The sequence below is a fragment of the Pseudomonas sp. N040 genome (assembly GCF_015637705.1).
Lineage (GTDB): Bacteria > Pseudomonadota > Gammaproteobacteria > Pseudomonadales > Pseudomonadaceae > Aquipseudomonas.
The window spans coordinates 1-23,802 of sequence record NZ_JADOBE010000003.1 but is presented as its reverse complement, the minus strand read 5'-3'; the positions used below and the strand labels follow the sequence as shown (position 1 = coordinate 23,802).

The following is a 23,802-nucleotide window of genomic DNA, read 5'->3' as shown; positions in this document are numbered from 1 at the left end:
TCAACTTCCTGCGGCACGACAAATCGCACCGAACTCATTCGCATTGAGGGAGGCACCACCAATCAACCCCCCATCGATATCCGGCATGCCGAACAAATCGGCAGCATTGGCGGCCTTGACACTGCCCCCGTACAGAATTCTTGTGGCTTGCGCCACTTCGGCATCTTCCGCAGCCAACTGCCTGCGAATCGCCTGATGAACCTCTTGAGCCTGCTCGGGAGTTGCCGTAAGACCGGTCCCGATCGCCCATACCGGCTCATATGCCACGACCGCCTTGGCTATCGCGGCAACACCTGACACCCGTATCACTACCGCCAACTGCCTGGCGATTACCTGCAGGGTTTCCCCCGCCTCGCGCTGCTCCAGCGTCTCGCCGACACACAAGATCGGAACCAGACCCGCCAATTGCGCAGCGGCAAACTTCTGCGCCACCACCTGATCACTCTCGCCAAGAATCAGGCGACGCTCGGAGTGCCCGACCAGCACCAGCTCACAGCCCGCATCCACCAGCTGGGATGAAGCGATTTCGCCGGTCAGCGCACCCTGCTCGACTTGCGTCGCGCAGTTCTGTCCACCTATGGCAATCGACTTTCCCGCCAGCGCTTCGACGACCTGGCCTATGAACAGGCTGGGAGGAAACACCGCCACATCAACATTGGCAGGCAGGTCCTGCACCGCAAGCGCGCCGGTCAGCTCACATACGCTGGCGCGGGTACCATGCATCTTCCAGTTACCAGCTACCATGGCGCGACGCATGCTGAACCTCGCCGATCAAAGTGGGCGCAGATGTTACCCAAGCACCCTGCCAGTGGCAAGCCGAATCAACCACATACCGCGATTACCACCTTGGACAGGTCTTCGGCATAGCGCTGCACCAGCGCCGCGTCATCGCCTTCCACCATTACCCGCACCAAGGGCTCGGTACCGGACTTGCGCAGCAAGACCCGGCCGCGCCCAGCCATTTTCGCGGTTACCTCTTCGCAGGCCTGCACCACCGATGGATGCGCAACCGGATCCACATCTCCCTTGAAACGGACGTTTATCAGTACTTGCGGGCACTTGCTGCGCCCCTGCAAAGCCTCATCCAGACTTACACCCGAGCGCTTGAGGGCCATCAGAACCTGCAACGCAGCAATTATCGCGTCACCTGTCGTAGTGAAATGGCAGCAGACGATATGCCCCGAGCTTTCCCCACCCAGCTGCCAGTCCCTGGCGAGCAACTCGCTCATCACATAGCGATCACCCACCTTGGCGCGCACAAACGGGATACCCAGATCCTTGAAAGCCAGCTCCAGCCCCAGGTTGCTCATCAGGGTACCAACCACCCCTCCATGCAGCTTGCCACGCAGGTGCAGGTCCCTGGCGATAAGGAATAAAAGATCATCGCCATCCACGATCTGGCCGTGACGGTCGACCATCAGTACCCGGTCCGCATCACCGTCAAAGGCGATGCCCAGATCGGCCTGCTGGTTCAGGACTGCCGCCTGCAAGGCGCCGAGATGCGTCGATCCGCAGTCATCGTTGATATTCAGCCCATTGGGTTGCGCGGAGAGCGTGGTCACTTGCGCGCCGAGTTCACGAAAAACACTGGGCGCCACCTTGTAGGCTGCACCGTGGGCGCAATCGATCACCAGCTTTAGGCCGGCAAAATCGGTACCCGCAGGCACACTGCTCTTGCAGAACTCGATGTAGCGACCCGCGGCATCATTGATGCGCGAAACCTTGCCCAGGTCCGCCGAGTCGACCACCGTCATTGGCTGATCAAGCAATTCCTCGATCATCGCCTCGATGTCATCCGGCAGCTTGGTGCCCTGGCCGGAAAAGAACTTGATGCCGTTGTCGTAATGCGGATTATGCGAGGCGCTGATGACAATGCCGGCATCTGCATGAAAGGTTCGGGTCAGGTAGGCGATGGCCGGGGTAGGCATCGGCCCGAGCAGCATTACATCCGCGCCAGCGGCCGACAGTCCTGCCTCGAGCGCCGACTCGAACATGTATCCGGAAATGCGCGTGTCCTTGCCGATCAGGATCTTGCAGCTGCCCTTCTTGCGAAAGGCCATCCCGGCAGCCCAGCCGAGCTTCAGCATGAAATCGGGGGTGATCGGAAACTGGCCTACATGACCGCGAATACCGTCGGTACCAAAATATTTTCTGCTCATGACCACTTCCTTTTTTATTATCGTGCCGACATTACCGCGCCAACCATGCGAACCACATCCAGCGTCGGCGCTACATCGTGCACGCGCAGGATACTGACCCCCTGCGCCACCGCCAAGGCCGCCAGGGCCAGACTGCCAAACAGCCGGCCATCGGCCTCCCGCTCCAGCACCTTGCCGATCATGCTCTTGCGCGAGACGCCCACCAGCAGCGGATGACCCAGCTCCTGCAGGCAATCCAGGTGTTTGAACAGGCTAAGGTTCTGCTCCTGGGTCTTGGCAAAACCGAAGCCCGGATCCAGCAGGATCCGCTCAGCCGGGATGCCCGCCTCGACACACAGCCCCACCCGCTGCTGCAGAAAATCCCGCACCTCGCCCAGCAGGTCGTCGTAGTGTACCTGCTGCTGCATATCGCCCGGCTCGCCGCGCATGTGCATCAGACACACCGGCAAACCCGAGTCGGCCGCCGCCTGCAACGCCCCGTCGCGCCGCAAGGCGCGCACATCGTTGATCAGGCCCGCCCCCAGACGCGCCGCTTCGCGCATGACCAGCGGCGTGGAAGTATCCACCGAGATAATCACATCCAGTCGACTGGCAATGGCTTCGATTACCGGCAACACCCGATCCAGCTCTTCGCCAGCAGACACCTGGCGCGCGCCGGGCCGGGTTGATTCGCCGCCGACGTCCACCAGTGTCGCACCGGCGAGAACCATTGCCTCGGCATGCCGCAGCGCCTTGTCGAGAACGACAAAGCAGCCGCCATCGGAAAACGAATCAGGGGTTACATTGAGGATTCCCATCACCTGCGGACAGGACAGATCAAGAACGCGACTGCCACATGACAATCGCGCGGGAGATTGCAGCTGTTTCATGGCAGCGCCTTAGTGCTCGCCCGCCGGACCACCTATGGGCGCTTCAGGCCCGGACTCAGCGCCTTTAGGCTTGCCAGCAACGACACCAGCGTCACCCCCGGTCCAGTCCTTGGGCTCACGCGCAGGCCGACCATTCATGATGTCGTCGATCTGGTCCGCATCGATGGTTTCGAACTTCATCAAGGCCTCAGCCATCAGATCCAGCTTTTCCCGGTTGTCCGCGAGGATCTGCCGGGCGGTTCCGTAGCAATGATCGATGAGGCTGCGCACTTCCAGATCGATCAGCTTGGCTGTATCGGCAGAAACATTGCTGTGCTGGGTCCCCATGCTGCGGCCGAGGAAAACCTCACCCTCTTCTTCCGCGTACATCATCGGCCCGAGCTTCTCGGACAGGCCCCACTTGGTGACCATGTTCTTGGCCAGCTGGGTAGCGCGCATGATGTCGTTGGATGCACCGGTGGTAACCCCATCGAAGCCCAGGGTCATTTCTTCGGCAATCCGGCCACCGAACAGCGAGCAGATCTGACTGGTCAGCGCCCGCTTGGACAGGCTGTAGCGATCCTCTTCGGGCAAAAACATGGTCACGCCCAGTGCCCGCCCGCGCGGAATGATCGACACCTTGTACACCGGGTCATGCTCGGGAACCAGGCGTCCGACAATGGCGTGACCAGCCTCGTGGTAAGCCGTATTGAGCTTTTCCTTGTCAGACATGACCATGGATTTGCGCTCTGCGCCCATCATGATCTTGTCCTTGGCCAGCTCGAACTCCTTCATCTCGACCACGCGCTTGCCGGCGCGCGCAGCGAACAGCGAGGCCTCGTTGACCAGGTTGGCCAGATCGGCACCGGAAAAGCCCGGCGTGCCACGGGCAATCACTGCCGCCTGCACATCCTCGCCCATCGGCACCTTGCGCATGTGTACCTGGAGGATTTGTTCGCGACCGCGAATATCCGGCAGACCAACGACCACCTGCCGGTCAAACCGGCCGGGACGCAGCAAGGCAGGATCCAGTACATCCGGACGGTTGGTCGCGGCGATGACGATGACACCGTCATTCATCTCGAAGCCATCCATCTCGACCAGCAGCTGGTTGAGCGTCTGCTCGCGTTCGTCATGCCCACCGCCCATCCCGGCACCGCGATGACGGCCGACCGCATCGATCTCGTCGATAAAGATGATGCATGGAGCGTGCTTCTTGGCCTGCTCGAACATGTCGCGGACGCGACTGGCGCCCACACCCACGAACATCTCGACGAAGTCGGAACCGGAAATGGTGAAGAACGGCACCTTGGCTTCGCCGGCAACCGCCTTGGCCAGCAGTGTCTTGCCGGTACCCGGCGAGCCGACCATCAGCACGCCGCGCGGAATCCGCCCGCCCAGGCGCTGGAACTTGCCCGGATCACGCAGGAACTCGACCAGTTCGCTGACCTCTTCCTTGGCCTCGTCACAACCGGCGACATCGGCGAAAGTGGTCTTGACCTGATCCTCGGAGAGCAGGCGCGCCTTGCTCTTGCCAAAGCTCATCGGCCCGCCCTTGCCACCGGCGCCGCCCTGCATCTGCCGCATGAAAAACATGAACACGGCGAGGATCACCAGAATCGGGAAGCTGGCAACCAGCAACTGGCTCCAGATGCTCTGCTGCTCCGGCTGCTTGCCAACCACCGTGACCTTGTTGTCGATCAGGTCGCCAATCAGGCCGTTATCCTGAATCGCCGGGCGAATGGTTTCGAAGGTTGAACCATCGGCGCGCTTGCCGCTGATGACATAGCCATCCACGGTTACCTGCTCGACCTTGCCTTCCTTGACCTGCTCGATGAACTCCGAATAGTTCAGCCGCTGCTTTTCGGCCTTGCCGGAGAAGTTGTTCATCACCGTGACCAGGACGGCTGCGATAATCAGCCACAGGACCAGGTTCTTTGCCATGTCGTTCAATTAGTCACCTTCTGTGCAGCGTCTGCCGACCGGCAAGCCGCATCTCAACTCTGATAGTTACAAGCCTAAGCTACTACACAAGCGCCACACCCTGCAGGCGCACTCTGTAACCCTTTGCAACCTTCAGTCAGCCTGGCCGCGAAAGCCGCGCGCCAGCATGTATTGCTCGCGCGAGCGGTCGCGCGAGGACAACGGTTTGCGCATCTGCACCTTGTCGAACAGCTGGCGCACCTGTTTGTGGTACTGGTCAAAACCTTCGCCCTGGAAAATCTTGATCAGGAAATCACCGCCCGGAGCCAGCACCCGGGTCGCCAGATCCAGCGCCAGCTCGCAGAGATACATGGCCCGCGGTTGATCCGCAGACCTCACTCCACTCATGTTGGGGGCCATATCGGAAATCACAAGGTCTACCGGATGCTCGCCTATCGCCGCGAGAATCTGGCCGAACACCGCGTCCTCGGTGAAATCGCCCTGAATGAAGGTGACGTCGGGAATGCTGTCCATCAGCAGAATGTCGGAGGCGATCAACCGGCCACGGCCGCCAATCAGCCGGCTGGTCACCTGCGACCAGCCCCCAGGCGCAGAGCCAAGGTCAACCACGGTCATACCCGGCCGCAAGATGCGATCCTTCTCCTGGATTTCCAGCAACTTGTAACTGGCGCGCGAACGATAACCATCTTTCTGCGCCATCTTGACGTAAGGATCATCAAAATGTTCTTTCAGCCAGCGCTGACTACTTTTGGTGCGGACCACGACATACCTCTTAAGGGTCGGCTCGGTTACACTAGCCGCCGCGTTTTTGCGGGTTCAGATGAAGGATTCAGATTATGGCGCTCACTCAAGAGCAGAAAAAGCAATTCAAATCTATCGGTCACCACCTGAAGCCGGTATTGATTGTTGCCGAGAACGGCCTCACCGAAGGCGTCATGGCCGAACTCGAGCGCGCCATCAATGACCATGAACTGATCAAAGTACAGTTCCGCATCACCGAGCGCGATGAGCGCCGCAGCATTATCGACGAGCTATGCAAGAACAGTAGCTGCGAGCTGGTGCAGGCAATCGGCAAAATGGCCCTGATCTACCGCAAGAATGCCCGCCCGAACAAAAACCTTTCCAATATCAGCCGCTTCAAGGCGTTCTGATCCGGCAGCGCGTGACTGCCCCTGGTCAGCGCAAGCCTGATCCGGGCTCAGCGCCAGCGCCAGGAATCGGCTGCAGCACCAGCAACAGCCCGCAGAACGCCAGCACCAGATAATTGAACAGCAGCCAGCGCTGTGCCTCCGGCAGCCACTGGCTGACGGCAAAATAGGCCACGGCCAGAACCAGCACGCTCAGCAGCAACTGCCCGCGAGTATCGCGCCAGATGCTGAAAGGCCGTGCGACCTGCACCAGCACCAGCAACTGCAACAGTGCACAGAAAGCGGCAAAGCCCACCAGCAGACTGCTCAGCGCCCGCCCCACCTCCGACACCAGCAAGGGCGCCAGGCCATATTTGCCGAGTGCCGGCAGCAGCACGAAGTGCAGCAGCCACAGGCCACCGACCCAGAAAGTCTGGGCCAGCTGCCAACTGATAAATGCCGCGCCTGGTGGCTGCTTAAAGATGACGGACCTGGACAATCTCGTACTCGATTACACCGCTGGGGGTCTTGACGGTCACCACGTCACCCTCTTCCTTGCCCACCAGGGCGCGGGCGATGGGTGAGCCAACCGAAATCTTGCCAAGCTTGATGTCCGCTTCATCCTCACCAACGATCTGGTAAGTCACGCTTTCATCGGTATCACAATTGGCGATCTCCACCGTAGTGCCGAAGATCACCTTGCCGGTGTGCGCAATCGTGCTGACATCGATCACCACGGCATTCTGCAGGCGCCCTTCGATATCACGGATCCGCGCCTCGACCATGCCCTGCTGTTCGCGCGCGGCATGGTATTCGGCATTTTCCTTGAGATCCCCGAGCTCGCGGGCGGTACCAATGTCCTGGCTGAGCTTGGGCCGCACCACCTTGGTAAGGTGCTGCAGTTCTTCCTCGAGGGCGCGCGCGCCCTGAACGGTCATCGGGTATTTATTCATGCGGGGATTCCTGCGTGCAGATCCTGCAGACGCCGCACAGTCTTCTCCGGACCGAATTTGAGCGCCTCGCAGATCGCCTCGCCACCGGCAATGGTGGTGGTACAGCAGATCTTGTGCTGCAGGGCGTTGCGCCGGATCGAATAGGAGTCGGCAATCGACTGGCGACCCTCGGTGGTGTTGATGATCAGCGTGACTTCATCATTCTTGATCATGTCGACCACGTGCGGGCGCCCCTCGGTCACCTTGTTGACACGGCGCACCGGCAGTCCGGCAGCCTCGATGACCCGTGCGGTACCCGCCGTGGCCACCACTTCGAAACCCAGCCCGACCAGGTCACGCGCCACTTGCGCGACGAATGGCTTGTCGTCTTCGCGCACGCTGATAAAGGCACAGCCGGCGGTCGGCAGGATCTCGCTGGCGCCCAGCTGGGCCTTGGCGAAAGCCTCGGCAAAACTGTCGCCAACCCCCATCACCTCGCCAGTGGACTTCATCTCCGGCCCGAGAATCGGATCGACGCCAGGGAACTTGGAGAACGGGAACACCGCTTCCTTGACGCTGAAATAGGGCGGGATGATTTCCTTGTTGTAGCCGGCATCGGCCAGGGACATACCGGCCATGACCCGGGCGGCCACCTTGGCCAGTGACACACCGACGCACTTGGAGACGAAGGGCACGGTACGCGAAGCGCGCGGATTCACTTCGATGACGAAGATATCCTCGCCCTGCACCGCCATCTGCACGTTCATCAAGCCGACCACGCCCAACTCCAAGGCCATCTTCTTGACCTGTTCGCGGATCTCGTCCTGGATATGCATCGGCAGCGAGTACGGCGGCAGCGAACACGCCGAGTCACCGGAGTGCACGCCAGCCTGCTCGATGTGCTGCATGATGGCGCCGATCACCACGGTCTGGCCGTCACACACCGCATCCACATCCACCTCGATGGCGCAGTTGAGGAAGTGGTCGAGCAGCACCGGACTGTCGTTGGAGACCTTCACCGCCTCGCGCATGTAACGCTTGAGCTCGTCTTCCTGGTAGACGATCTCCATCGCCCGGCCGCCCAGCACGTAGGACGGGCGCACCACCAGTGGGTAACCGATAACCTTCGAGGCCGCCAGCGCTTCGTCTTCGCTGCGCGCAGTGGCGTTGGCCGGCTGGCGCAGGCCGAGGCGCTGCACCATCTGCTGGAAGCGCTCGCGGTCTTCGGCGCGGTCGATGGCGTCCGGCGAGGTACCGATGATCGGCACGCCGGCTTCTTCCAGGGCCCGGCAGATCTTCAGTGGCGTCTGGCCACCGTACTGCACGATCACCCCCTTGGGCTGCTCGACGCGGACGATTTCCAGCACGTCTTCCAGGGTCACCGGCTCGAAGTACAGGCGATCGGAGGTGTCGTAGTCGGTGGACACGGTTTCCGGGTTGCAGTTGACCATGATGGTCTCGTAACCATCTTCACGCAGCGCCAGCGCGGCATGCACGCAACAATAGTCGAACTCGATACCCTGGCCGATACGGTTGGGGCCGCCGCCGAGAATCATGATCTTGTCGCGCGCCGTCGGGTTGGCTTCGCACTCTTCCTCGTAGGTCGAGTACATGTAGGCGGTGTCGGAGGCGAATTCGGCGGCACAGGTATCGACGCGCTTGAACACCGGCAGCACCTTGAGCTTGTGCCGGTGGCTGCGCAGACTCTTCTCGGAGACACCGAGCAGCTTGGCCAGGCGCACATCGGAGAAACCCTTGCGCTTGAGCTTGTACATCGAGTCCTTGTCGATCGCCGACAGGGCCATGGTCTTGACCCGCTCCTCGTCCTTGACCAGGTCTTCGATCTGCACCAGGAACCACTCGTCGATGCGGGTCAGCTCGAATACTTCAGCGACCGTCTTGCCGGCACGGAAGGCATCGGCGACATACCACACGCGGTCAGCGCTGGGCACGATCAGCTCACGCTTGAGAATGCTCATGGCCTCCGGATCATCGAGGTCGAGCTTCGGATCGAAGCCCGCGGCGCCAACTTCCAGGCCGCGCAGGGCCTTCTGGATCGACTCCTGGAATGTGCGGCCGATGGCCATCACTTCACCGACGGATTTCATCTGGGTGGTCAGACGGGCGTCAGCCTTGGGGAACTTCTCGAAGGCGAAACGCGGGATCTTGGTCACGACATAATCGATGGCCGGTTCGAACGAGGCCGGAGTGCGGCCGCCGGTGATGTCGTTCTGCAACTCGTCGAGGGTGTAGCCGACGGCCAGCTTGGCGGCGATCTTGGCGATCGGGAAGCCGGTAGCCTTGGAGGCCAGCGCCGAGGAACGCGACACGCGCGGGTTCATCTCGATCACCACCATGCGCCCGGTATTCGGGCAGATGCCGAACTGCACGTTGGAACCGCCGGTTTCCACGCCGATCTCGCGCAGCACCGCCAAGGAGGCGTTGCGCATGATCTGGTATTCCTTGTCGGTCAGGGTCTGTGCCGGGGCCACGGTAATCGAGTCGCCGGTGTGCACGCCCATCGGGTCGAAGTTCTCGATCGAGCAGACGATGATGCAGTTGTCCTTCTTGTCGCGGACCACCTCCATCTCGTATTCCTTCCAGCCGATCAGCGACTCGTCGATGAGCAGCTCGCTGGTTGGCGACAGGTCGATGCCGCGCGCGCAGATTTCCTCGAACTCTTCGCGGTTGTAGGCGATGCCGCCGCCGGTGCCGCCCATGGTGAAGGACGGCCGGATGATGCAGGGAAAGCCGACTTTATCGAGGACCGCATAGGCCTCTTCCATGTTGTGGGCGATCCCCGACACCGGGCAGGCCAGGCCGATGTCCTTCATCGCCTTGTCGAAGCGCGAGCGGTCTTCGGCCTTGTCGATGGTATCGGCGTTGGCACCGATCATCTCGACGCCGAACTTCTCCAGCACGCCGTGGCGCTCCAGATCCAGCGCGCAGTTCAGCGCGGTCTGGCCACCCATGGTTGGCAGCAGGGCGTCCGGACGCTCCTTCTCGATGATCTTGGCCACGGTTTGCCACTTGATCGGCTCGATGTAGGTGGCGTCGGCCATGGCCGGGTCGGTCATGATGGTGGCCGGGTTGGAGTTCACCAGAATGACGCGGAAGCCTTCTTCCTGCAGCGCCTTGCAGGCCTGGGCGCCGGAGTAGTCGAACTCGCAGGCCTGGCCGATGACGATGGGGCCGGCGCCGAGGATGAGGATGCTTTTGATGTCTGTACGTTTTGGCATGGGGTAACTCTCGAATTCCTGGGCTCTACTGGCTTTACTGGCTCAGTTGCGGGCTGCGGGCAGCCATGGCGGCAATGAAACGGTCGAACAGCGGGGCCACGTCATGCGGGCCCGGGCTGGCTTCGGGGTGCCCCTGAAAGCCGAAGGCGACCTTGTCGGTGCGTTCGATACCCTGCAGGGAGCCGTCGAACAGCGACTTGTGGGTGGCCCGCAGGTTGCCTGGCAGGCTTGCCTCGTCCACGGCGAAACCGTGGTTCTGGCTGGTGATCATCACCACGCCGCTCTGCAGGTCCTGTACCGGGTGGTTGGCACCGTGGTGGCCGTGGCCCATCTTCATGGTCCTGGCACCGGATGCCAGGGCCAGCAACTGGTGGCCCAGGCAGATGCCGAAGACCGGAATCTCGGTTTCCAGCACATCCTTGATTGCCTGGATGGCATAGTCGCAAGGCTCGGGGTCGCCCGGGCCGTTGGACAGGAACACACCATCCGGCTTGAGTGCCAGCACTGCGCTGGCCGGGGTTTGCGCCGGCACCACGGTCAGGCGGCAGCCGCGCGCCACCAGCATGCGCAGGATGTTCAGCTTGACCCCGTAATCGTAGGCCACCACGTGGTAAGGCAGCTCGCTGTCGGCAACCTGCGGATGGCTGTCGCTAGCCAGCTCCCACACGCCGGAACGCCACTCGTAACCCTGGTCACAGCTGACCACTTTCGCCAGGTCCATGCCCTTGAGGCCGGGAAAACTGCGCGCCAGCTCAAGCGCCTTTTCTTCAGTCGCATCAGCGCCGGCCAGAATGCAGCCATTTTGCGAACCCTTCTCGCGCAGGATGCGGGTCAGGCGCCGCGTATCGATCCCGGCGATGGCCACCGTGCCATTTTCGACCAGGTAGTCGCCCAGCGGCTGCTTGCTGCGCCAGTTGCTGGCGATCAGCGGCAGATCGCGAATGATCAGGCCGGCAGCCCAGACACGGTTGGATTCGGCGTCCTCCGGGGTGGTGCCGGTGTTGCCGATATGCGGATAGGTCAGCGTGACAATCTGCTGTGCATAGGACGGATCGGTGAGAATTTCCTGGTAACCGGTCATGGCCGTATTGAATACGACCTCACCAATTGTATGGCCATCGGCACCGATGGCCTCGCCGTAAAAAATGCTGCCATCAGCAAGGGCGAGTATGGCTGGCTTACTCAAGAAGACCTCCCGTGAGTCAATGCTTCACGCACAGCAAATTGCAAAAAAGCGGGATGACGTATCGACCGTCACCCCGCTTTTTCAGCTCATTCATTCTGCGTAACTTTTAGTGGATACACTAAAGCGGGAAGTCTACAGGAAAAGGCTTTTTCGGTCCACCGCGCAGACCAATCTAGCCAACAATCAGCTCAGTCCGAGCACATCCTGCATGTCATACAGCCCTGCAGGCTGCTCCGCCAGCCACTGCGCTGCGCGCACCGCACCGTTGGCGAAGGTCATCCGGCTGGAGGCCTTGTGGGTGATTTCCACCCGCTCGCCGTCGGCCGCAAACAGCACCGTATGGTCGCCAACCACATCGCCGGCACGCACCGTGGCGAACCCGATGGTTTCCCGGGCGCGTGCGCCGGTCTGGCCTTCGCGACCATAGACCGCAACCTTTTGCAGGTCGCGCCCCAGCGCATTAGCCACCACCTCGCCCATGCGCAGCGCGGTACCGGACGGTGCATCGACCTTGTGCCGGTGATGTGCCTCGATAATCTCGATGTCGACCGTATCACCCAGCACTCGCGCCGCGGTATCCAGCAACTTCAGGCAGAGATTCACGCCGACGCTGTAATTGGCGGCAAACACGATCGGGATATCCCGGGCCGCCGCCGCCAGCACCTGCTTTTCCTCGACGGAAAAGCCGGTAGTACCAATCACCATGGCCTTGCCGGCCTGGCGACAGACCTCGAGATTCTTCAGGGTCACCGACGGATGGGTGAAATCGATCAGCACGTCGAACTGCCCGAGCGCCGCCGGCAAATCCCCGCCAAGCGTCAGGCCCAGCTTGCCGACACCGGCCAACTCACCGACATCGGCACCGATCAGGCTGCTGTCTGGCCGATCAATGGCTGCCCCCAGCAACGCTCCGGAAGCCTGCTGCACGGCCTCGATCAAGGTTTTGCCCATCCGCCCGGCGGCGCCCATCACTGCTATTCGCTGCATCAATTTCGCTCCAACGCTTTCGGGTCAAGACCAGCGCCCTTGACTCACAAGTCGCCAAAAAACCGCTTCATGCCCTCGAACCAGCTACTGGCCTTGGGAGAATGTAGCTGATCACCGTGCAGGCTATCGCGGAAACCCTCGAGCATCTCGCGCTGCTGCCGGGTCAGGTTGACCGGGGTCTCGATCATCACCTTGCACATCAGGTCGCCGGCACCACCGCCACGCACCGGGGCCACGCCCTTGCCGCGCAGGCGGAACAGCTTGCCGGTCTGGGTGCCCTCGGGAATCTTCAGCTTGACCCGGCCATCCAGGGTCGGCACTTCCAGTTCACCGCCGAGCGCCGCATCGACAAAACTGATCGGCACCTCGCAGTACAGATGCTTGCCATCGCGCTGGAATATCTGGTGCTCGCGCACGCTGACCACCACATAGAGGTCGCCCGCCGGGCCACCCTGGGTACCCGCCTCGCCTTCACCGGAAAGACGGATGCGGTCGCCATTGTCCACGCCCGCCGGCACCTTGACCGACAGCGTCTTGTGCTCTTCGACACGCCCCTGGCCATGGCAGCTGCCACAGGGGTCGGTGATCATCTTGCCGCTGCCGTGGCAGCGCGGGCAGGCTTGCTGCACCGAGAAGAAGCCCTGTTGCATGCGCACCTGGCCGATACCGCCGCAGGTGGTGCAGCTGACCGGGGTTGTACCTTTCTTCGCGCCGGATCCCGCGCAGACCTTGCAATTGACCAGGGTCGGCACGCGAATGGTGACGGTAGTGCCGCGCACGGCATCTTCCAGGTCCAGGTCCAGCGTGTAGCGCAGATCGCTGCCGCGCTGGGCACCGCCGCGCTGGCCACCGCGCTGGCCGCCAAAGAAATCGCTGAACACGTCGCCAAAAATGTCGGAGAAATTCGCTCCGCCGAATCCGCCGGCACCGCCACCCATCTGCGGGTCGACCCCGGCATGGCCGTACTGGTCGTAGGCCGAACGCTTGGCCGGGTCGGACAGCACTTCGTAAGCCTCGTTGGCTTCCTTGAATTTGTCCTCGGCGCCTTTGTCTTCCGGATTGCGGTCCGGATGGTGCTTCATCGCCAGACGGCGATAGGCCTTCTTCAGCTCCGCCTCGCTGGCGCCCCGCTCGACACCGAGGATTTCGTAGTAATCACGCTTGGACATAGATCATCAACACCTTCAAATTCATCTGCTCCAGACACACCGACGCGGGAGCAAGCCCCCGCGCGGTTTACCTCCGGATCAGGGCCGGGCCCCGAGCCGCTGGAGTACATGTGCGCCAGAACCCCCGATCAGGCCAGGGTCCTGGCGGCACGCTCAAGCAGTTACTTGTTGTCTTTGACCTCTTCGAACTCGGCATCGACCACGTCTTCGGCACCCGCCGCCTGCTCGGCTTCCGGTGCAGCCTGACCAGCCTCGGCCTGCTCGGCGTACATCTTCTGTGCCAGCGGTGTGGTGATCTGCGACAGCGCGGCCATTTTCGCCTCGATCTCGGCCTTGTCATCGCCCTTGACTGCCACTTCCAGCTCGCCAAGCGCTTTCTCGATGGCCGCTTTCTCGTCCGCGCTGGCCTTGTCGCCCGCTTCGGTAACCATCTTGCGGGTAGCGTGTACCAGTTGATCGCCCTGGTTGCGCGCGGTCGCCAGCTCTTCGAACTTGCGATCTTCCTCGGCATTGGCTTCGGCATCGCGGATCATCTGCTTGATCTCGTCTTCGGAGAGGCCGGAGTTGGCCTTGATCACGATCGACTGATGCTTGCCGGTCGCCTTGTCCTTGGCGCCCACATGCAGGATGCCGTTGGCATCGATATCGAAGGTCACCTCGATCTGCGGCACGCCACGCGGCGCCGGCGGAATTTCGGCCAGGTCAAACTTGCCCAGCGACTTGTTCTGCGCCGCCTGCTTGCGCTCGCCCTGCAGCACGTGGATGGTCACCGCGCCCTGGTTGTCGTCGGCAGTCGAGAACACCTGCGATTTCTTGGTCGGAATGGTGGTGTTCTTCTCGATCAGCGCCGTCATCACCCCGCCCATGGTTTCGATACCCAGGGTCAGCGGGCTGACGTCGAGCAGCAGCACGTCCTTGACGTCACCCGCCAGTACCGCGCCCTGGATCGCCGCGCCAATCGCCACGGCCTCGTCCGGGTTGACATCCTTGCGTGCTTCCTTGCCGAAGAAATCGGTAACCAGCTTCTGCACCAGCGGCATGCGGGTCTGGCCGCCGACCAGGATCACGTCGTCGATCTTGGCCACGTCGATACCGGCGTCTTTCAGCGCGATACGGCACGGCTCGATAGTGCGCTGCACCAGATCTTCCACCAGCGACTCCAGCTTGGCGCGGGAAATCTTCACGTTCAGGTGCTTCGGACCGGTGGCATCTGCCGTGATGTAGGGCAGGTTGACGTCGGTCTGCTGGCTCGAGGACAGCTCGATCTTGGCCTTCTCGGCAGCTTCCTTCAGGCGCTGCATGGCCAGCGGATCACCCTTAAGGTTCATGCCGGTTTCTTTCTTGAATTCGTCGACCAGGTAGTCGATCAGGCGAATGTCGAAGTCTTCACCGCCGAGGAAGGTGTCACCGTTGGTGGCCAGCACTTCGAACTGGTGCTCGCCATCCACTTCGGCGATCTCGATCACCGACACGTCGAAGGTACCGCCGCCCAGGTCATAGACGATGACCGTGTGATCGCCCTTGGCCTTGTCCATGCCATAGGCGAGTGCCGCTGCGGTCGGCTCGTTGATGATGCGCTTGACGTCCAGGCCGGCGATGCGTCCGGCGTCCTTGGTGGCTTGGCGCTGGCTGTCGTTGAAGTAGGCCGGCACCGTGATCACTGCCTCGGTGACGGGCTCACCGAGATAGTCTTCGGCGGTCTTCTTCATCTTCTTGAGGATTTCCGCAGAAATCTGCGGCGGCGCCATCTTCTGGCCGTTCACCTCGACCCAGGCATCGTTGTTATCGGCTTTGACGATCTTGTACGGCACCATCTGGATGTCTTTCTGCACCACGTCTTCGTCGAAGCGGCGACCGATCAGGCGCTTCACCGCGTACAGGGTGTTGTGCGGGTTGGTCACTGCCTGGCGCTTGGCGGACTGGCCGACCAGGATTTCGCCATCGTTGGCGTACGCAATGATCGACGGCGTGGTGCGCGCGCCTTCGGCGTTCTCGATGACCTTGACGTTACCGTTTTCCAGAATGGAGACGCAGGAGTTGGTAGTCCCCAGGTCGATACCGATAATCTTGCCCATATTCAATCTCCCAAAATGTTGACTTGTCTGTTGATCACTGCCGCCCAGCCCTTTCACGGCACCGCGGCAGCACTAAACGCTTGAACTGTTAGATGGGGGCCGACTGCAGGATTTCAAGCCTGCCCGTCACTCGAGGGCGGAGTTTCTGCCGGCGCCTTGCTCACCACGACCATCGCCGGACGCAACAGCCGACCGTTGAGCAGGTAACCCTTCTGGAACACCTTGAGCACGCTGTTGGGCTCGACGTGAGCGCTTTCCTGCAGGGCCATTGCCTGGTGATGTTCGGCATTGAACGGCGCCCCATGCGGATCCAGCGCATCGACCTGGTAACGCTTGAGGGTGTCGACCAGCAGCTTGAGGGTCAGCTGCATGCCTTCGCGCACTCCCTTGATCGACTCGTCGTCGGGATTCGACAGCTCCAGGCCACGCTCGATGCTGTCAACCACCGGCAGCAAGTCAGCGGCGAACTTCTCCAGAGCGAACTTGTGCGCCTTCTCCACATCCAGCTCGGCACGCCGGCGCACGTTCTGCAGGTCCGCCGCCACGCGCAGGGCCTGATCCTGCGCAGCCGCCAGCTGCTCCTCGAGCTGCAGAATGCGCGCGCGCAAATCCTCGCCGGTTTCCGCGGCCTGAGCGGCCTCGGGGTTCGAATTGTCCAGAGTCTGTTCGTCAACCATCGGTTTTCCCTCTCAATAGGGGCGTCAACCCAGATCCGCCCCGCACTGTGCATCTATATGGGGACGGCGGAGGCGGGTTCAAGGGCAAAGGTGATTGTCAGGGTGAAATCGAATACTGTATAAATACACAGCTTTCACATTCGGGGGTGCCCCATGCTGATTCATCTTGCCGTCAACAATTTCGCCATCGTCGAACACCTCGATATCGAACTGCAGCGTGGCATGACCGTGATCACCGGCGAGACCGGGGCCGGCAAATCGATCATGCTCGACGCCCTCGGCCTGGCCCTGGGCGACCGCACCGACAGCGGCGTGGTGCGCCCGGGCAGCGACAAGGCCGACATCCTCGCCAGCTTCGACCTGACCGAGATCCCCGAGGCCCGCCAGTGGCTGGCGCAACGCGACCTGGACCAGGACGGCCCGTGCATCCTGCGCCGGGTGATCACCGCCGAAGGCCGCTCCCGCGCCTACATCAACGGCAGCCCCTGCCCGCAGGCGGACCTCAAGGCGCTCGGCGAACTGCTGATCGACATCCACAGCCAGCACGAACACCAGTCCCTGCTGAAGACCGACACCCACCGCCGCCTGCTCGATGAGTTTGCCGGCGCCAGCGAACTGGCTCGCCAGGTCCAGCTCGCCGCGCAGCGCTGGCGGCAGACCAGCCAGGAGCTGGAACGCCTGTCGAGCAACAGCGACGAACAGCGCGCGCGCCACCAACTGCTCAGCTACCAGGTCGAGGAGCTGGAAAATCTCGCCCTCGGCGACAATGAACTGGAGCAGCTGGAGCAGGATCACCGCACCCTGAGCAACGCCGAACAGCTGCTGGCCGCCTGCCGCCAGGTGCTCGAGCTGTGCAGCGAGAGCGATGCCGGCAACGTGCTGTCCGCCCTGACCACCAGCCTGCAGCGCCTGAACGCCTTTCCGGGGCAGACCGGCGCCATCCACGAAACAGCCAACCTGCTGGCCAGCGCGCAGATCCAGGTCGAGGAAGCGGTTGGCGAGCTGAACCGTTTTCTCGATCACTTCGATGCCGACCCGCAACGCCAGCAAATCCTCGAGGAGCGCCTGGATGCGATCTACAGCCTGGCCCGCAAGCACCGGATCAAGCCTGCCGAGCTGAGCGGCCTGCAGCAGCACTTGCTGGAGGAACTGGACGGCCTGAACGCCGGCGACCAGGCCGCCGAACAGCTGCAATCCGAGCTGGCCGCGTTCGCCCGCCACTACCAGGAAAAAGCCGCCGAACTCAGCCAGCTCCGCCAAGGCGCCGCCGCCCGCCTGAGCGCGGCGGTCGAGCGGGAAATGCAGCGCCTGGGCATGCCCGGCGGGCGTCTGGGCATCGAACTGCCTGCCACCAGCAGCGCCGACCCGCAGCCCGGCGGTCTGGAGCAGGTCGAGTTCCTGGTCAGCGCCAACCCCGGACAACCGCTCAAGGCGCTGTCCAGGGTGGCCTCGGGCGGCGAGCTGTCGCGCATCAGCCTGGCCATCCAGGTGATTACCGCGCAGACCTCGCGCGTGCCCACCCTGGTATTCGATGAGGTCGATGTCGGCATCGGCGGCCCGACGGCCGAAGTGGTCGGCCAACTGCTGCGCCAGCTCGGCGAGCACGGCCAGGTCCTGACCGTCACCCACCTGCCGCAGGTTGCCGCGCAAGGCCATCAACACCTGTTCGTGCACAAGGAGCGCGGTGCCAGCGAGACGCGCACCGCGGTCGCCACCCTGGACCCGCATGCGCGCATCGAGGAAATCGCCCGCATGCTCGGCGGCGTCGACCTCACCGAAGAGTCGCTGGCCCATGCACGCAAGCTGGTCGACATCGCCAACGGCTGACCGCCAGGTTCGCAGCAAGCCTGGCGGCGGTCTCCGCAAGAGCCCGCTGACTGGCGACGACTGCATGGCTGCAGGAGGTACAGCGAAGCAGGCTATGCAGGCGCATCGCGGGCAAGCTCGCTCCTACAAAAAAGCGCTGCAACACATAACAGGGACGTAGCCATAAAAAAGGCGACCCCTTGGTCGCCTTTTTTATTCATTGCATGCCGCTGGCTATGCCTCTTTGGTCCGTGGCTTGCGCACATACAACACCAGGTTGTGCTCGACCAGCTCGAAACCGTGCTGCTTGACGATCTCTTTCTGCCGGCGCTCGATCTCCGCATCCATGAACTCGATGACTTCGCCGGTATCGACACACACCATATGGTCGTGATGGCCGCCATCGGCCAGTTCGAACACCGCATGGCCACCATCAAAATTGTGCCGGACCACCAGGCCAGCGCTCTCGAACTGGGTCAATACCCGATACACGGTGGCCAGGCCAACATCTTCCTCCGCTTCCATCAAGGCCTTATAGACGTCCTCGGCACTCATGTGGCGCTGACCGGCAGACTCGAGCAACTGGAGTATTTTCAGCCTGGGCAGGGTCACCTTGAGGCCGGCTTTGCGCAATTCAGTATTTTCAACCATGGTTGGCTTTCTCGCAGGATGCTGCTTCGCAGCTCCCTCTAATGCAGGTATGATCGGACTTTAACTCCCCGCCAAGATAGTGGAAGTCACCCTCCGATGCAAAACACCAAGCGCCTGCTGACCATCTTCGGCCTGATCGGCATGACCTCCCTTGCCGGCTGCGTTTACAAGATCGACATTCAGCAGGGCAACATCGTCTCGCAGGACATGGTGGACAAGCTGCGTCCGGGCATGAGCCGCAGCCAGAGCCGCTTCGTGCTTGGCACCCCGCTGATCCAGGACACCTTCCACCCGGCGCGCTGGGACTACATCTATACCATCCAGCCTGCTGGCGGCACTCGCCTGCAGGAGCGCGAAACGCTGCTGTTCAATGACGCCGAGCAGTTGTCCGGCCTCAACGGCGACTTCGTCCCGGGCATGGGCGAGGATGCCGTCATCCTCAGCGAGTCGACCACCACCACGATCGACGAAAAAATCACGCGCCAACCGGACATCCAGCAGCCTGCCAAGCCCGGCTCCCTGGAAGAAACCCTGCAGATCGAAGTGGATAGCGCCGAAGTCATTGCCGTGCCGACACCCGCGCCGCTCGAAGAACAGCCCGAGTAAACCCGCACAAACCAAAAAGCCCGGCATGCCGGGCTTTTTTCTGCCTGCCGGCTTAACCGGTCGCCGCGTCTTCCCTGGCTTTGGCCGCCTTGGCAGCGCGCTGCTTGCGCACTTCCTTGGGATCGGCAATCAGCGGGCGATAAATCTCAACCCGCTCGCCATCTTCCAGCACCCGCTCCTCCGGCCGGGCTACTGCCTTGCCGAAAATCCCCAGCGGGCAGCTCGCCAGATCCAGCCCCGGGAAATGGCTATCCATCGCCGAGCGGATGGCCGCCTCGCGCACGGTAGTCCCTGCCGGCATGCTGAGCTTCAACAGCTTCTGCTTGTCCGGCAAGGCGTAGACCACTTCAACCGCTATGGTGCGCTTATCCATGGAGCTGCTTCGCCCGCTTGCAGAATGCATCGACCAGCGTATTCGCCGCCTGGGTGAACAACGGCCCCAGCGTCGCCTTGACCAGCGGCCCGGCATACTCGAAGGTCAGGTCAAGGCTGATCTTGCAGGCCTTGTCTCCCAGCGCCTTGAACTCCCAGATGCCATGCAGGTCGGTAAAAGGGCCTTCCTGCAGTCTCATTTCGATCCCGCGCCCCAGGTTCAGGGTATTGCGGGTCAGAAAACGCTGGCTGATATTGCCCTTGGCTACCGTCAGTGCCGCCAGCATATGCTGGTCCGATTGCTCCAGCACCTCGCCCGCCGCACACCAGGGCAGGAACTCCGGATAGGTGCGCACATCGTTGACCAGATCAAACAAAGCCTGCGCCGGATAGGGCAACAGCGCAGAACGCTGGATATGCGTAGTCATAAACCTGTCAGTTCCTCAGCCCGCGGAGCGCTACCTGGCGGCCCGGCTAGTAAAATTCGCTGGCGCATTGTCCGGCATTCGCCCAGCCCGCTCAAGGCGCAAGCAGCGGCGTAGCCTGCGCGCGCACTAGCCCCTATAATGCGCCGCCTATGAGCAAGCAGAAGAAACACCCGCAGGGCACCATTGCCCAGAACAAGAAGGCCCGTCACGACTACTTCATCGAACACAAGTTCGAGGCGGGTATGGTGCTGGCTGGCTGGGAAGTCAAGAGCCTGCGCGCCGGCAAGGCGCAGCTGGTCGACAGCTATGTACTGCTGAAAAATGGCGAGGCCTGGCTGATCGGCTGCCATATCGCCCCGCTGACCACCACCTGCACCCACGTGATTGCCGACCCGCTGCGCAGCCGCAAGCTGCTGCTGAGCAAACGCGAACTGGAAAAGCTGACCACCTCCGTGCAGCAGAAAGGCTACGCCTGCGTGGCGCTGTCGCTGTACTGGAAGCAGCACCTGGTCAAGTGCGAGATCGGCCTGGGCAAGGGCAAGAAGGAATACGACAAGCGCAACACCGAGAAGGAACGTGATTCCGACCGCGAAGTGCAGCGCGCCATGCGCCACTGATCCAGCTGAAGAGAATCTATCGACCGCCGGGAACCTTTTCCGTAGACTGCGAGTCGTAGCAACAACCACGACAGTTTTGGGGCCGATTAGGATTCGACGCCGGTGATGAAACTCGAGGGGCATGCCGAGTTGGTAACAGAACTCGTAAATCCACTGTTGCAAAATCCATAATTGCCAATGACGACAATTACGGTGCGCAACTAGCTGCGTAAGCAGCCAAGTGCCACTTCTGGTAGCTTCGGCTCCAGCAATCATCAGGGGATGTCTGTAAACCCGAAATGATTGTCAGATAGAACAGAATCGCCGCGTAGTACGTTGTGGACGTAACGGCTAAACATTACACAACTCGCCCAAAGCACCCTGCCCGTCGGGCGGCCAAGGGTTAACTCAGTAGACACGGCTAAGCATGTAGAACCGACAGCGGAGTACTGGCGGACGGGGGTTCAAATCCCCCCGGCTCCACCATCCATACAAAAAAAGACGTTCACGGACGTCTTTTTTTGTGCCTGAAATCCAGTAAATACCAGGCTTCAGCTCACTGAAACGACCCGTTTCGACAAGTATCTCTCCCCCTTCCTGCACCACGCCTGCCTGGACGACTCAGATTGCCGCCGTGTTGCGCCCCGGGTAGCGGCCAGCGAGGGCTTCGTCGCTTATGCATGACGAATGCTGCGCGCCCAGCCGCCAACAGTGCCCGCCTGGCCTGCGCCTGTCCCACCCTGTAGGAAAACCCCTACAGAAGTCGTCCTGAGCGCCTACACCGGTAGCGCGCTGTTCCTACAGACACCCGCCAAGACCGGTACAAGACTCCATTTGCGGCGGGTTGACCTGTACCGCAAACATTCATTGAGGAGGCGGGTGCGGGGTGCCGGGTGGCGCGAGCATTCGCCAACATGAGGAGATAGCTTCATGAGCACTAAAAAGTCAGGGGTGACCCAGGCCAACGTTGCAAGCTACGCCCCCTCCAGCGCCGATTACATCAATTACCTCACCGCCAATCACTCGCTCCTGGGCACCGCCATTCACGAGGCCTTTGCGTCCACCGCATTCGGCATCCCGCAGAGCAATCGCGCCGCGGCAGGCCCGCTTTCCGCCAGCGGGGAAATCGCTTACGCCAGCCTCTCGATGGCCGAGACCAGCGCGCTCAAGCTCGGCGAGGTACAGCTGCTGTCCGGCACGGGCAGTGGCGCGACCCTCACCGCGACCGGTGAAGATACCACCCTGGATGAAACCTCCGGGCTGCAGGACCTGACTGCCACGCCTGGCGTGGCGGAAGACGCCAACGACAATGACATCGAGACCAGCGCATTGCCCGCCGCCTTCTCGACGCTGCTGGGCGTCGGCCAGCTGAATATCGGCACCCCGGTCAGCGCCGCCCTGAGTGGCTACACCGGGGCTCCCGGCGATACCGGCAGCGATGCCTTCAGCATCACCGCCGAGCCGGGCGGCGCGATTACCGATATTGCCTTCACCGACAGCAGCGGTGCCGCACTCAATGGCCAGGACAGCGGCCTGAACACCCTCGATGGCACCGACATCCTGCTGTACACCTACTCAGGCAACAACAACCTGCTGCTCGGCCGCGCCGGCGGCTCGAGCGGTGCAATCGTGTTCGCCGCCTACATCGAGGAAACCGCGACCGGTGGCAAGATCTGGACGGTGCTCTATCAACCGATCCAGCACCCGGACGGCAGCGATCCCGACGATGCACTGGATCTGACCGACAAGGTCTGGGTCAGCGCGAGCCAGGATCTGCAATTCAGCCTGGCCAACGCGCCCTCCGGGCAGAACCTGTTCCTCATGTTCACCAGCGCGACGCCGACCGTTGAAGAGGTCAACGGCGTCATGCGCATCAGCGGCCCGACCATCATCGCCACCGGCAAGGACCCGGCCAACCAGTCCAGCGGTGTCAACATCACCACCGGTGACACCATCAATACCAGCCAGGCCGGCGGCCCGACCACCTTCGGCACCAACAACCAGATGATCGTCGAGCAGGAAGGCATCCGCTTCAGCTACGTCACCGGCGCCCGGGCCGACGTCACCATCCCGAACCTGGACCAGAATGAAGCCGACGTGGAAAGCAACATCGACTTCACCGGCCTGTTCGGCGCCAGATCCGCCACCTTCGATGTGGTGCAGCTGCAGAGCGGCAAGAGCGCCCAGGTCAAGATCACCGCCTTCAACACCAGCCTCGAGTCCGGTGCGGCATTCATCGACGGCTATGCCGGCGATGCAACGGTCGCCATCACCGGCGTGCGGGTGATCGACATTGCCAGCGGGACAGTACTCGAGAACTCCGACGGCTCGGCGAATGACCCCGGCATCGTCATCAGCCTGGTGTCCGGCGTGGCCACCATCACCGGCGTCAAGGCCGGCTACAAGATCGAATTCACCACAACTGCCGACCACAACCGCGTGCTCATCGAGAACGGCGCGGCGACCAACGCCAAGGGCAACAACCACGCCGACTTTGACATCGGCGGCTTCAAGCTGCTGAGTGTCTCCACTTCATCCCTGGAAATCGGCTCGCAGATGCTCTTCGAGGACGACGGGCCGAGTGTGTCGGTGAGTGCGGTGGCGCCGGCCGACGAACTGACGGTGGATGAAAGCGACCTGACGGCCGACGACAGCGCCAACTATGCCGACAACTTCAGCAGCTCGTCTGCCTACGGCACCGACGGCGCCGGCACGCTGGACAGCGACTACGCCCTCAGCGTGAAGAGCGAGGGGGTGGATTCCGGGCTGGTGGATGTGGCCACCGACGAGAAGGTGTTGCTCACCGTCAACGGCAGCGGCGTGGTCGAAGGCCGCACCGAAACCTCGGATGACCTGGTGTTCACCGTCAGCGTGGATGGCAGTGGCACCGTCAGCCTCGACCAGCTGCGCGCCCTCAAGCATCCCGATGGCACTGACCCGGATGACTCCCTGACCCTCAGCGCCGCCGACCTGATCCGCCTGACCCGCACCGACACCATC

General features: G+C 62.0%; 21 protein-coding genes and 1 other RNA gene. 6 read left to right on the top strand and 16 right to left on the bottom strand.

The genetic code is table 11. The features are described from left to right. The 5 genes from tpiA to rlmE all read right to left on the bottom strand — a co-directional run bounded on the left by tpiA (position 1) and on the right by rlmE (position 5,713). Positions 1 to 756, bottom strand: coding sequence for a triose-phosphate isomerase (tpiA, locus tag ISX93_RS05585; RefSeq protein WP_195777731.1), 756 nt, complete (start codon positions 754 to 756; stop codon positions 1 to 3). Positions 757 to 821: 65 nt separating this feature from the next. After that, complete coding sequence (glmM, locus tag ISX93_RS05580; protein WP_195777730.1) at positions 822 to 2,159, bottom strand: phosphoglucosamine mutase; 1,338 nt, start codon at positions 2,157 to 2,159, stop codon at positions 822 to 824. 17 nt (positions 2,160 to 2,176) lie between these two features. Further along, a complete protein-coding gene (folP, locus tag ISX93_RS05575) occupies positions 2,177 to 3,028 on the bottom strand; it encodes a dihydropteroate synthase (protein ID WP_195777729.1) in 852 nt (283 codons plus the stop codon). A gap of 9 nt (positions 3,029 to 3,037) precedes the next feature. Continuing rightward, positions 3,038 to 4,951, bottom strand: a complete 1,914-nt coding sequence (gene ftsH / locus ISX93_RS05570) for an ATP-dependent zinc metalloprotease FtsH (protein WP_195778010.1) — start codon at positions 4,949 to 4,951, stop codon at positions 3,038 to 3,040. 132 nt (positions 4,952 to 5,083) lie between these two features. Further along, complete coding sequence (rlmE, locus tag ISX93_RS05565) at positions 5,084 to 5,713, bottom strand: 23S rRNA (uridine(2552)-2'-O)-methyltransferase RlmE (protein ID WP_195777728.1); 630 nt, start codon at positions 5,711 to 5,713, stop codon at positions 5,084 to 5,086. A gap of 74 nt (positions 5,714 to 5,787) precedes the next feature. On the opposite strand from rlmE, the gene yhbY reads away from it, so the two are divergent. Continuing rightward, positions 5,788 to 6,102: a ribosome assembly RNA-binding protein YhbY gene (gene yhbY, locus ISX93_RS05560; RefSeq protein WP_195777727.1), complete on the top strand. Its 315-nt coding sequence runs from the start codon at positions 5,788 to 5,790 to the stop codon at positions 6,100 to 6,102. A 25-nt stretch (positions 6,103 to 6,127) separates the two neighbouring features. Here the strand turns inward: yhbY and ISX93_RS05555 are convergent, their stop codons facing one another. The 8 genes from ISX93_RS05555 to grpE all read right to left on the bottom strand — a co-directional run bounded on the left by ISX93_RS05555 (position 6,128) and on the right by grpE (position 16,343). Continuing rightward, the gene (locus ISX93_RS05555; RefSeq protein ID WP_195777726.1) at positions 6,128 to 6,577 is read right to left on the bottom strand and encodes a DUF4149 domain-containing protein; all 450 of its coding nucleotides are present in this window, start codon (positions 6,575 to 6,577) and stop codon (positions 6,128 to 6,130) included. Next, a complete protein-coding gene (gene greA / locus ISX93_RS05550) occupies positions 6,555 to 7,031 on the bottom strand; it encodes a transcription elongation factor GreA (RefSeq protein ID WP_195777725.1) in 477 nt (158 codons plus the stop codon). The genes ISX93_RS05555 and greA overlap by 23 nt, the downstream gene beginning before the upstream one ends. Continuing rightward, entirely contained in the window at positions 7,028 to 10,249 is a 3,222-nt protein-coding gene (gene carB / locus ISX93_RS05545; protein WP_195777724.1) for a carbamoyl-phosphate synthase large subunit, read from the bottom strand. Before carB ends, greA begins: the two co-directional genes overlap by 4 nt. Positions 10,250 to 10,283: 34 nt before the next feature. Further along, positions 10,284 to 11,435: a glutamine-hydrolyzing carbamoyl-phosphate synthase small subunit gene (carA, locus tag ISX93_RS05540; RefSeq protein WP_195777723.1), complete on the bottom strand. Its 1,152-nt coding sequence runs from the start codon at positions 11,433 to 11,435 to the stop codon at positions 10,284 to 10,286. Positions 11,436 to 11,618: 183 nt separating this feature from the next. Next, entirely contained in the window at positions 11,619 to 12,422 is an 804-nt protein-coding gene (gene dapB, locus ISX93_RS05535) for a 4-hydroxy-tetrahydrodipicolinate reductase (protein WP_195777722.1), read from the bottom strand. A gap of 44 nt (positions 12,423 to 12,466) precedes the next feature. After that, entirely contained in the window at positions 12,467 to 13,591 is a 1,125-nt protein-coding gene (gene dnaJ, locus ISX93_RS05530) for a molecular chaperone DnaJ (protein ID WP_195777721.1), read from the bottom strand. A 161-nt stretch (positions 13,592 to 13,752) separates the two neighbouring features. Continuing rightward, positions 13,753 to 15,666, bottom strand: a complete 1,914-nt coding sequence (dnaK, locus tag ISX93_RS05525) for a molecular chaperone DnaK (RefSeq protein ID WP_195777720.1) — start codon at positions 15,664 to 15,666, stop codon at positions 13,753 to 13,755. 113 nt (positions 15,667 to 15,779) lie between these two features. Beyond that, positions 15,780 to 16,343, bottom strand: a complete 564-nt coding sequence (gene grpE / locus ISX93_RS05520) for a nucleotide exchange factor GrpE (protein WP_195777719.1) — start codon at positions 16,341 to 16,343, stop codon at positions 15,780 to 15,782. Between the two features lie 153 nt (positions 16,344 to 16,496). On the opposite strand from grpE, the gene recN reads away from it, so the two are divergent. Next, a complete protein-coding gene (gene recN / locus ISX93_RS05515; protein ID WP_195777718.1) occupies positions 16,497 to 18,170 on the top strand; it encodes a DNA repair protein RecN in 1,674 nt (557 codons plus the stop codon). A gap of 213 nt (positions 18,171 to 18,383) precedes the next feature. On the opposite strand, the gene fur is transcribed toward recN, so the two are convergent. Beyond that, a complete protein-coding gene (fur, locus tag ISX93_RS05510) occupies positions 18,384 to 18,800 on the bottom strand; it encodes a ferric iron uptake transcriptional regulator (protein ID WP_195777717.1) in 417 nt (138 codons plus the stop codon). Positions 18,801 to 18,896: 96 nt separating this feature from the next. Here fur and ISX93_RS05505 point away from each other — a divergent pair, with 96 nt between their 5' ends. Continuing rightward, the gene (locus ISX93_RS05505; RefSeq protein WP_195777716.1) at positions 18,897 to 19,406 is read left to right on the top strand and encodes an outer membrane protein assembly factor BamE; all 510 of its coding nucleotides are present in this window, start codon (positions 18,897 to 18,899) and stop codon (positions 19,404 to 19,406) included. A gap of 52 nt (positions 19,407 to 19,458) precedes the next feature. Here ISX93_RS05505 and ISX93_RS05500 read toward each other — a convergent pair whose 3' ends face one another. Then, positions 19,459 to 19,779 carry an RnfH family protein gene (locus tag ISX93_RS05500; RefSeq protein ID WP_195777715.1) on the bottom strand — a complete coding sequence of 107 codons (321 nt, stop codon included), beginning with the start codon at positions 19,777 to 19,779 and terminating at the stop codon, positions 19,459 to 19,461. After that, positions 19,772 to 20,206 carry a type II toxin-antitoxin system RatA family toxin gene (locus ISX93_RS05495; protein WP_195777714.1) on the bottom strand — a complete coding sequence of 145 codons (435 nt, stop codon included), beginning with the start codon at positions 20,204 to 20,206 and terminating at the stop codon, positions 19,772 to 19,774. The genes ISX93_RS05500 and ISX93_RS05495 overlap by 8 nt, the downstream gene beginning before the upstream one ends. A gap of 149 nt (positions 20,207 to 20,355) precedes the next feature. Between ISX93_RS05495 and smpB the strand changes: the two genes are divergently transcribed. From smpB to ISX93_RS05480, 3 genes are all read left to right on the top strand, one after another. Then, positions 20,356 to 20,823, top strand: coding sequence for an SsrA-binding protein SmpB (gene smpB, locus ISX93_RS05490; protein ID WP_195777713.1), 468 nt, complete (start codon positions 20,356 to 20,358; stop codon positions 20,821 to 20,823). Between the two features lie 78 nt (positions 20,824 to 20,901). Further along, positions 20,902 to 21,288: a transfer-messenger RNA gene (ssrA, locus tag ISX93_RS05485) on the top strand. A 660-nt stretch (positions 21,289 to 21,948) separates the two neighbouring features. After that, positions 21,949 to 23,802 (top strand): DUF5801 repeats-in-toxin domain-containing protein (locus tag ISX93_RS05480; RefSeq protein WP_374987655.1); only part of this gene is annotated, 1,854 nt, incomplete at its 3' end.

What these genes read in the sequence shown, in the direction of transcription:
- tpiA (WP_195777731.1), bottom strand. Translation starts at nt 756, where the DNA reads ATGCGTCGCGCCATGGTAGCTGGTAACTGGAAGATGCATGGTACCCGC.
- glmM (WP_195777730.1), bottom strand. Translation starts at nt 2,159, where the DNA reads ATGAGCAGAAAATATTTTGGTACCGACGGTATTCGCGGTCATGTAGGC.
- folP (WP_195777729.1), bottom strand. Translation starts at nt 3,028, where the DNA reads ATGAAACAGCTGCAATCTCCCGCGCGATTGTCATGTGGCAGTCGCGTT.
- ftsH (WP_195778010.1), bottom strand. Translation starts at nt 4,951, where the DNA reads ATGGCAAAGAACCTGGTCCTGTGGCTGATTATCGCAGCCGTCCTGGTC.
- yhbY (WP_195777727.1), top strand. Translation starts at nt 5,788, where the DNA reads ATGGCGCTCACTCAAGAGCAGAAAAAGCAATTCAAATCTATCGGTCAC.
- greA (WP_195777725.1), bottom strand. Translation starts at nt 7,031, where the DNA reads ATGAATAAATACCCGATGACCGTTCAGGGCGCGCGCGCCCTCGAGGAA.
- carB (WP_195777724.1), bottom strand. Translation starts at nt 10,249, where the DNA reads ATGCCAAAACGTACAGACATCAAAAGCATCCTCATCCTCGGCGCCGGC.
- dapB (WP_195777722.1), bottom strand. Translation starts at nt 12,422, where the DNA reads ATGCAGCGAATAGCAGTGATGGGCGCCGCCGGGCGGATGGGCAAAACC.
- dnaJ (WP_195777721.1), bottom strand. Translation starts at nt 13,591, where the DNA reads ATGTCCAAGCGTGATTACTACGAAATCCTCGGTGTCGAGCGGGGCGCC.
- dnaK (WP_195777720.1), bottom strand. Translation starts at nt 15,666, where the DNA reads ATGGGCAAGATTATCGGTATCGACCTGGGGACTACCAACTCCTGCGTC.
- grpE (WP_195777719.1), bottom strand. Translation starts at nt 16,343, where the DNA reads ATGGTTGACGAACAGACTCTGGACAATTCGAACCCCGAGGCCGCTCAG.
- recN (WP_195777718.1), top strand. Translation starts at nt 16,497, where the DNA reads ATGCTGATTCATCTTGCCGTCAACAATTTCGCCATCGTCGAACACCTC.
- fur (WP_195777717.1), bottom strand. Translation starts at nt 18,800, where the DNA reads ATGGTTGAAAATACTGAATTGCGCAAAGCCGGCCTCAAGGTGACCCTG.
- ISX93_RS05505 (WP_195777716.1), top strand. Translation starts at nt 18,897, where the DNA reads ATGCAAAACACCAAGCGCCTGCTGACCATCTTCGGCCTGATCGGCATG.
- ISX93_RS05500 (WP_195777715.1), bottom strand. Translation starts at nt 19,779, where the DNA reads ATGGATAAGCGCACCATAGCGGTTGAAGTGGTCTACGCCTTGCCGGAC.
- ISX93_RS05495 (WP_195777714.1), bottom strand. Translation starts at nt 20,206, where the DNA reads ATGACTACGCATATCCAGCGTTCTGCGCTGTTGCCCTATCCGGCGCAG.
- smpB (WP_195777713.1), top strand. Translation starts at nt 20,356, where the DNA reads ATGAGCAAGCAGAAGAAACACCCGCAGGGCACCATTGCCCAGAACAAG.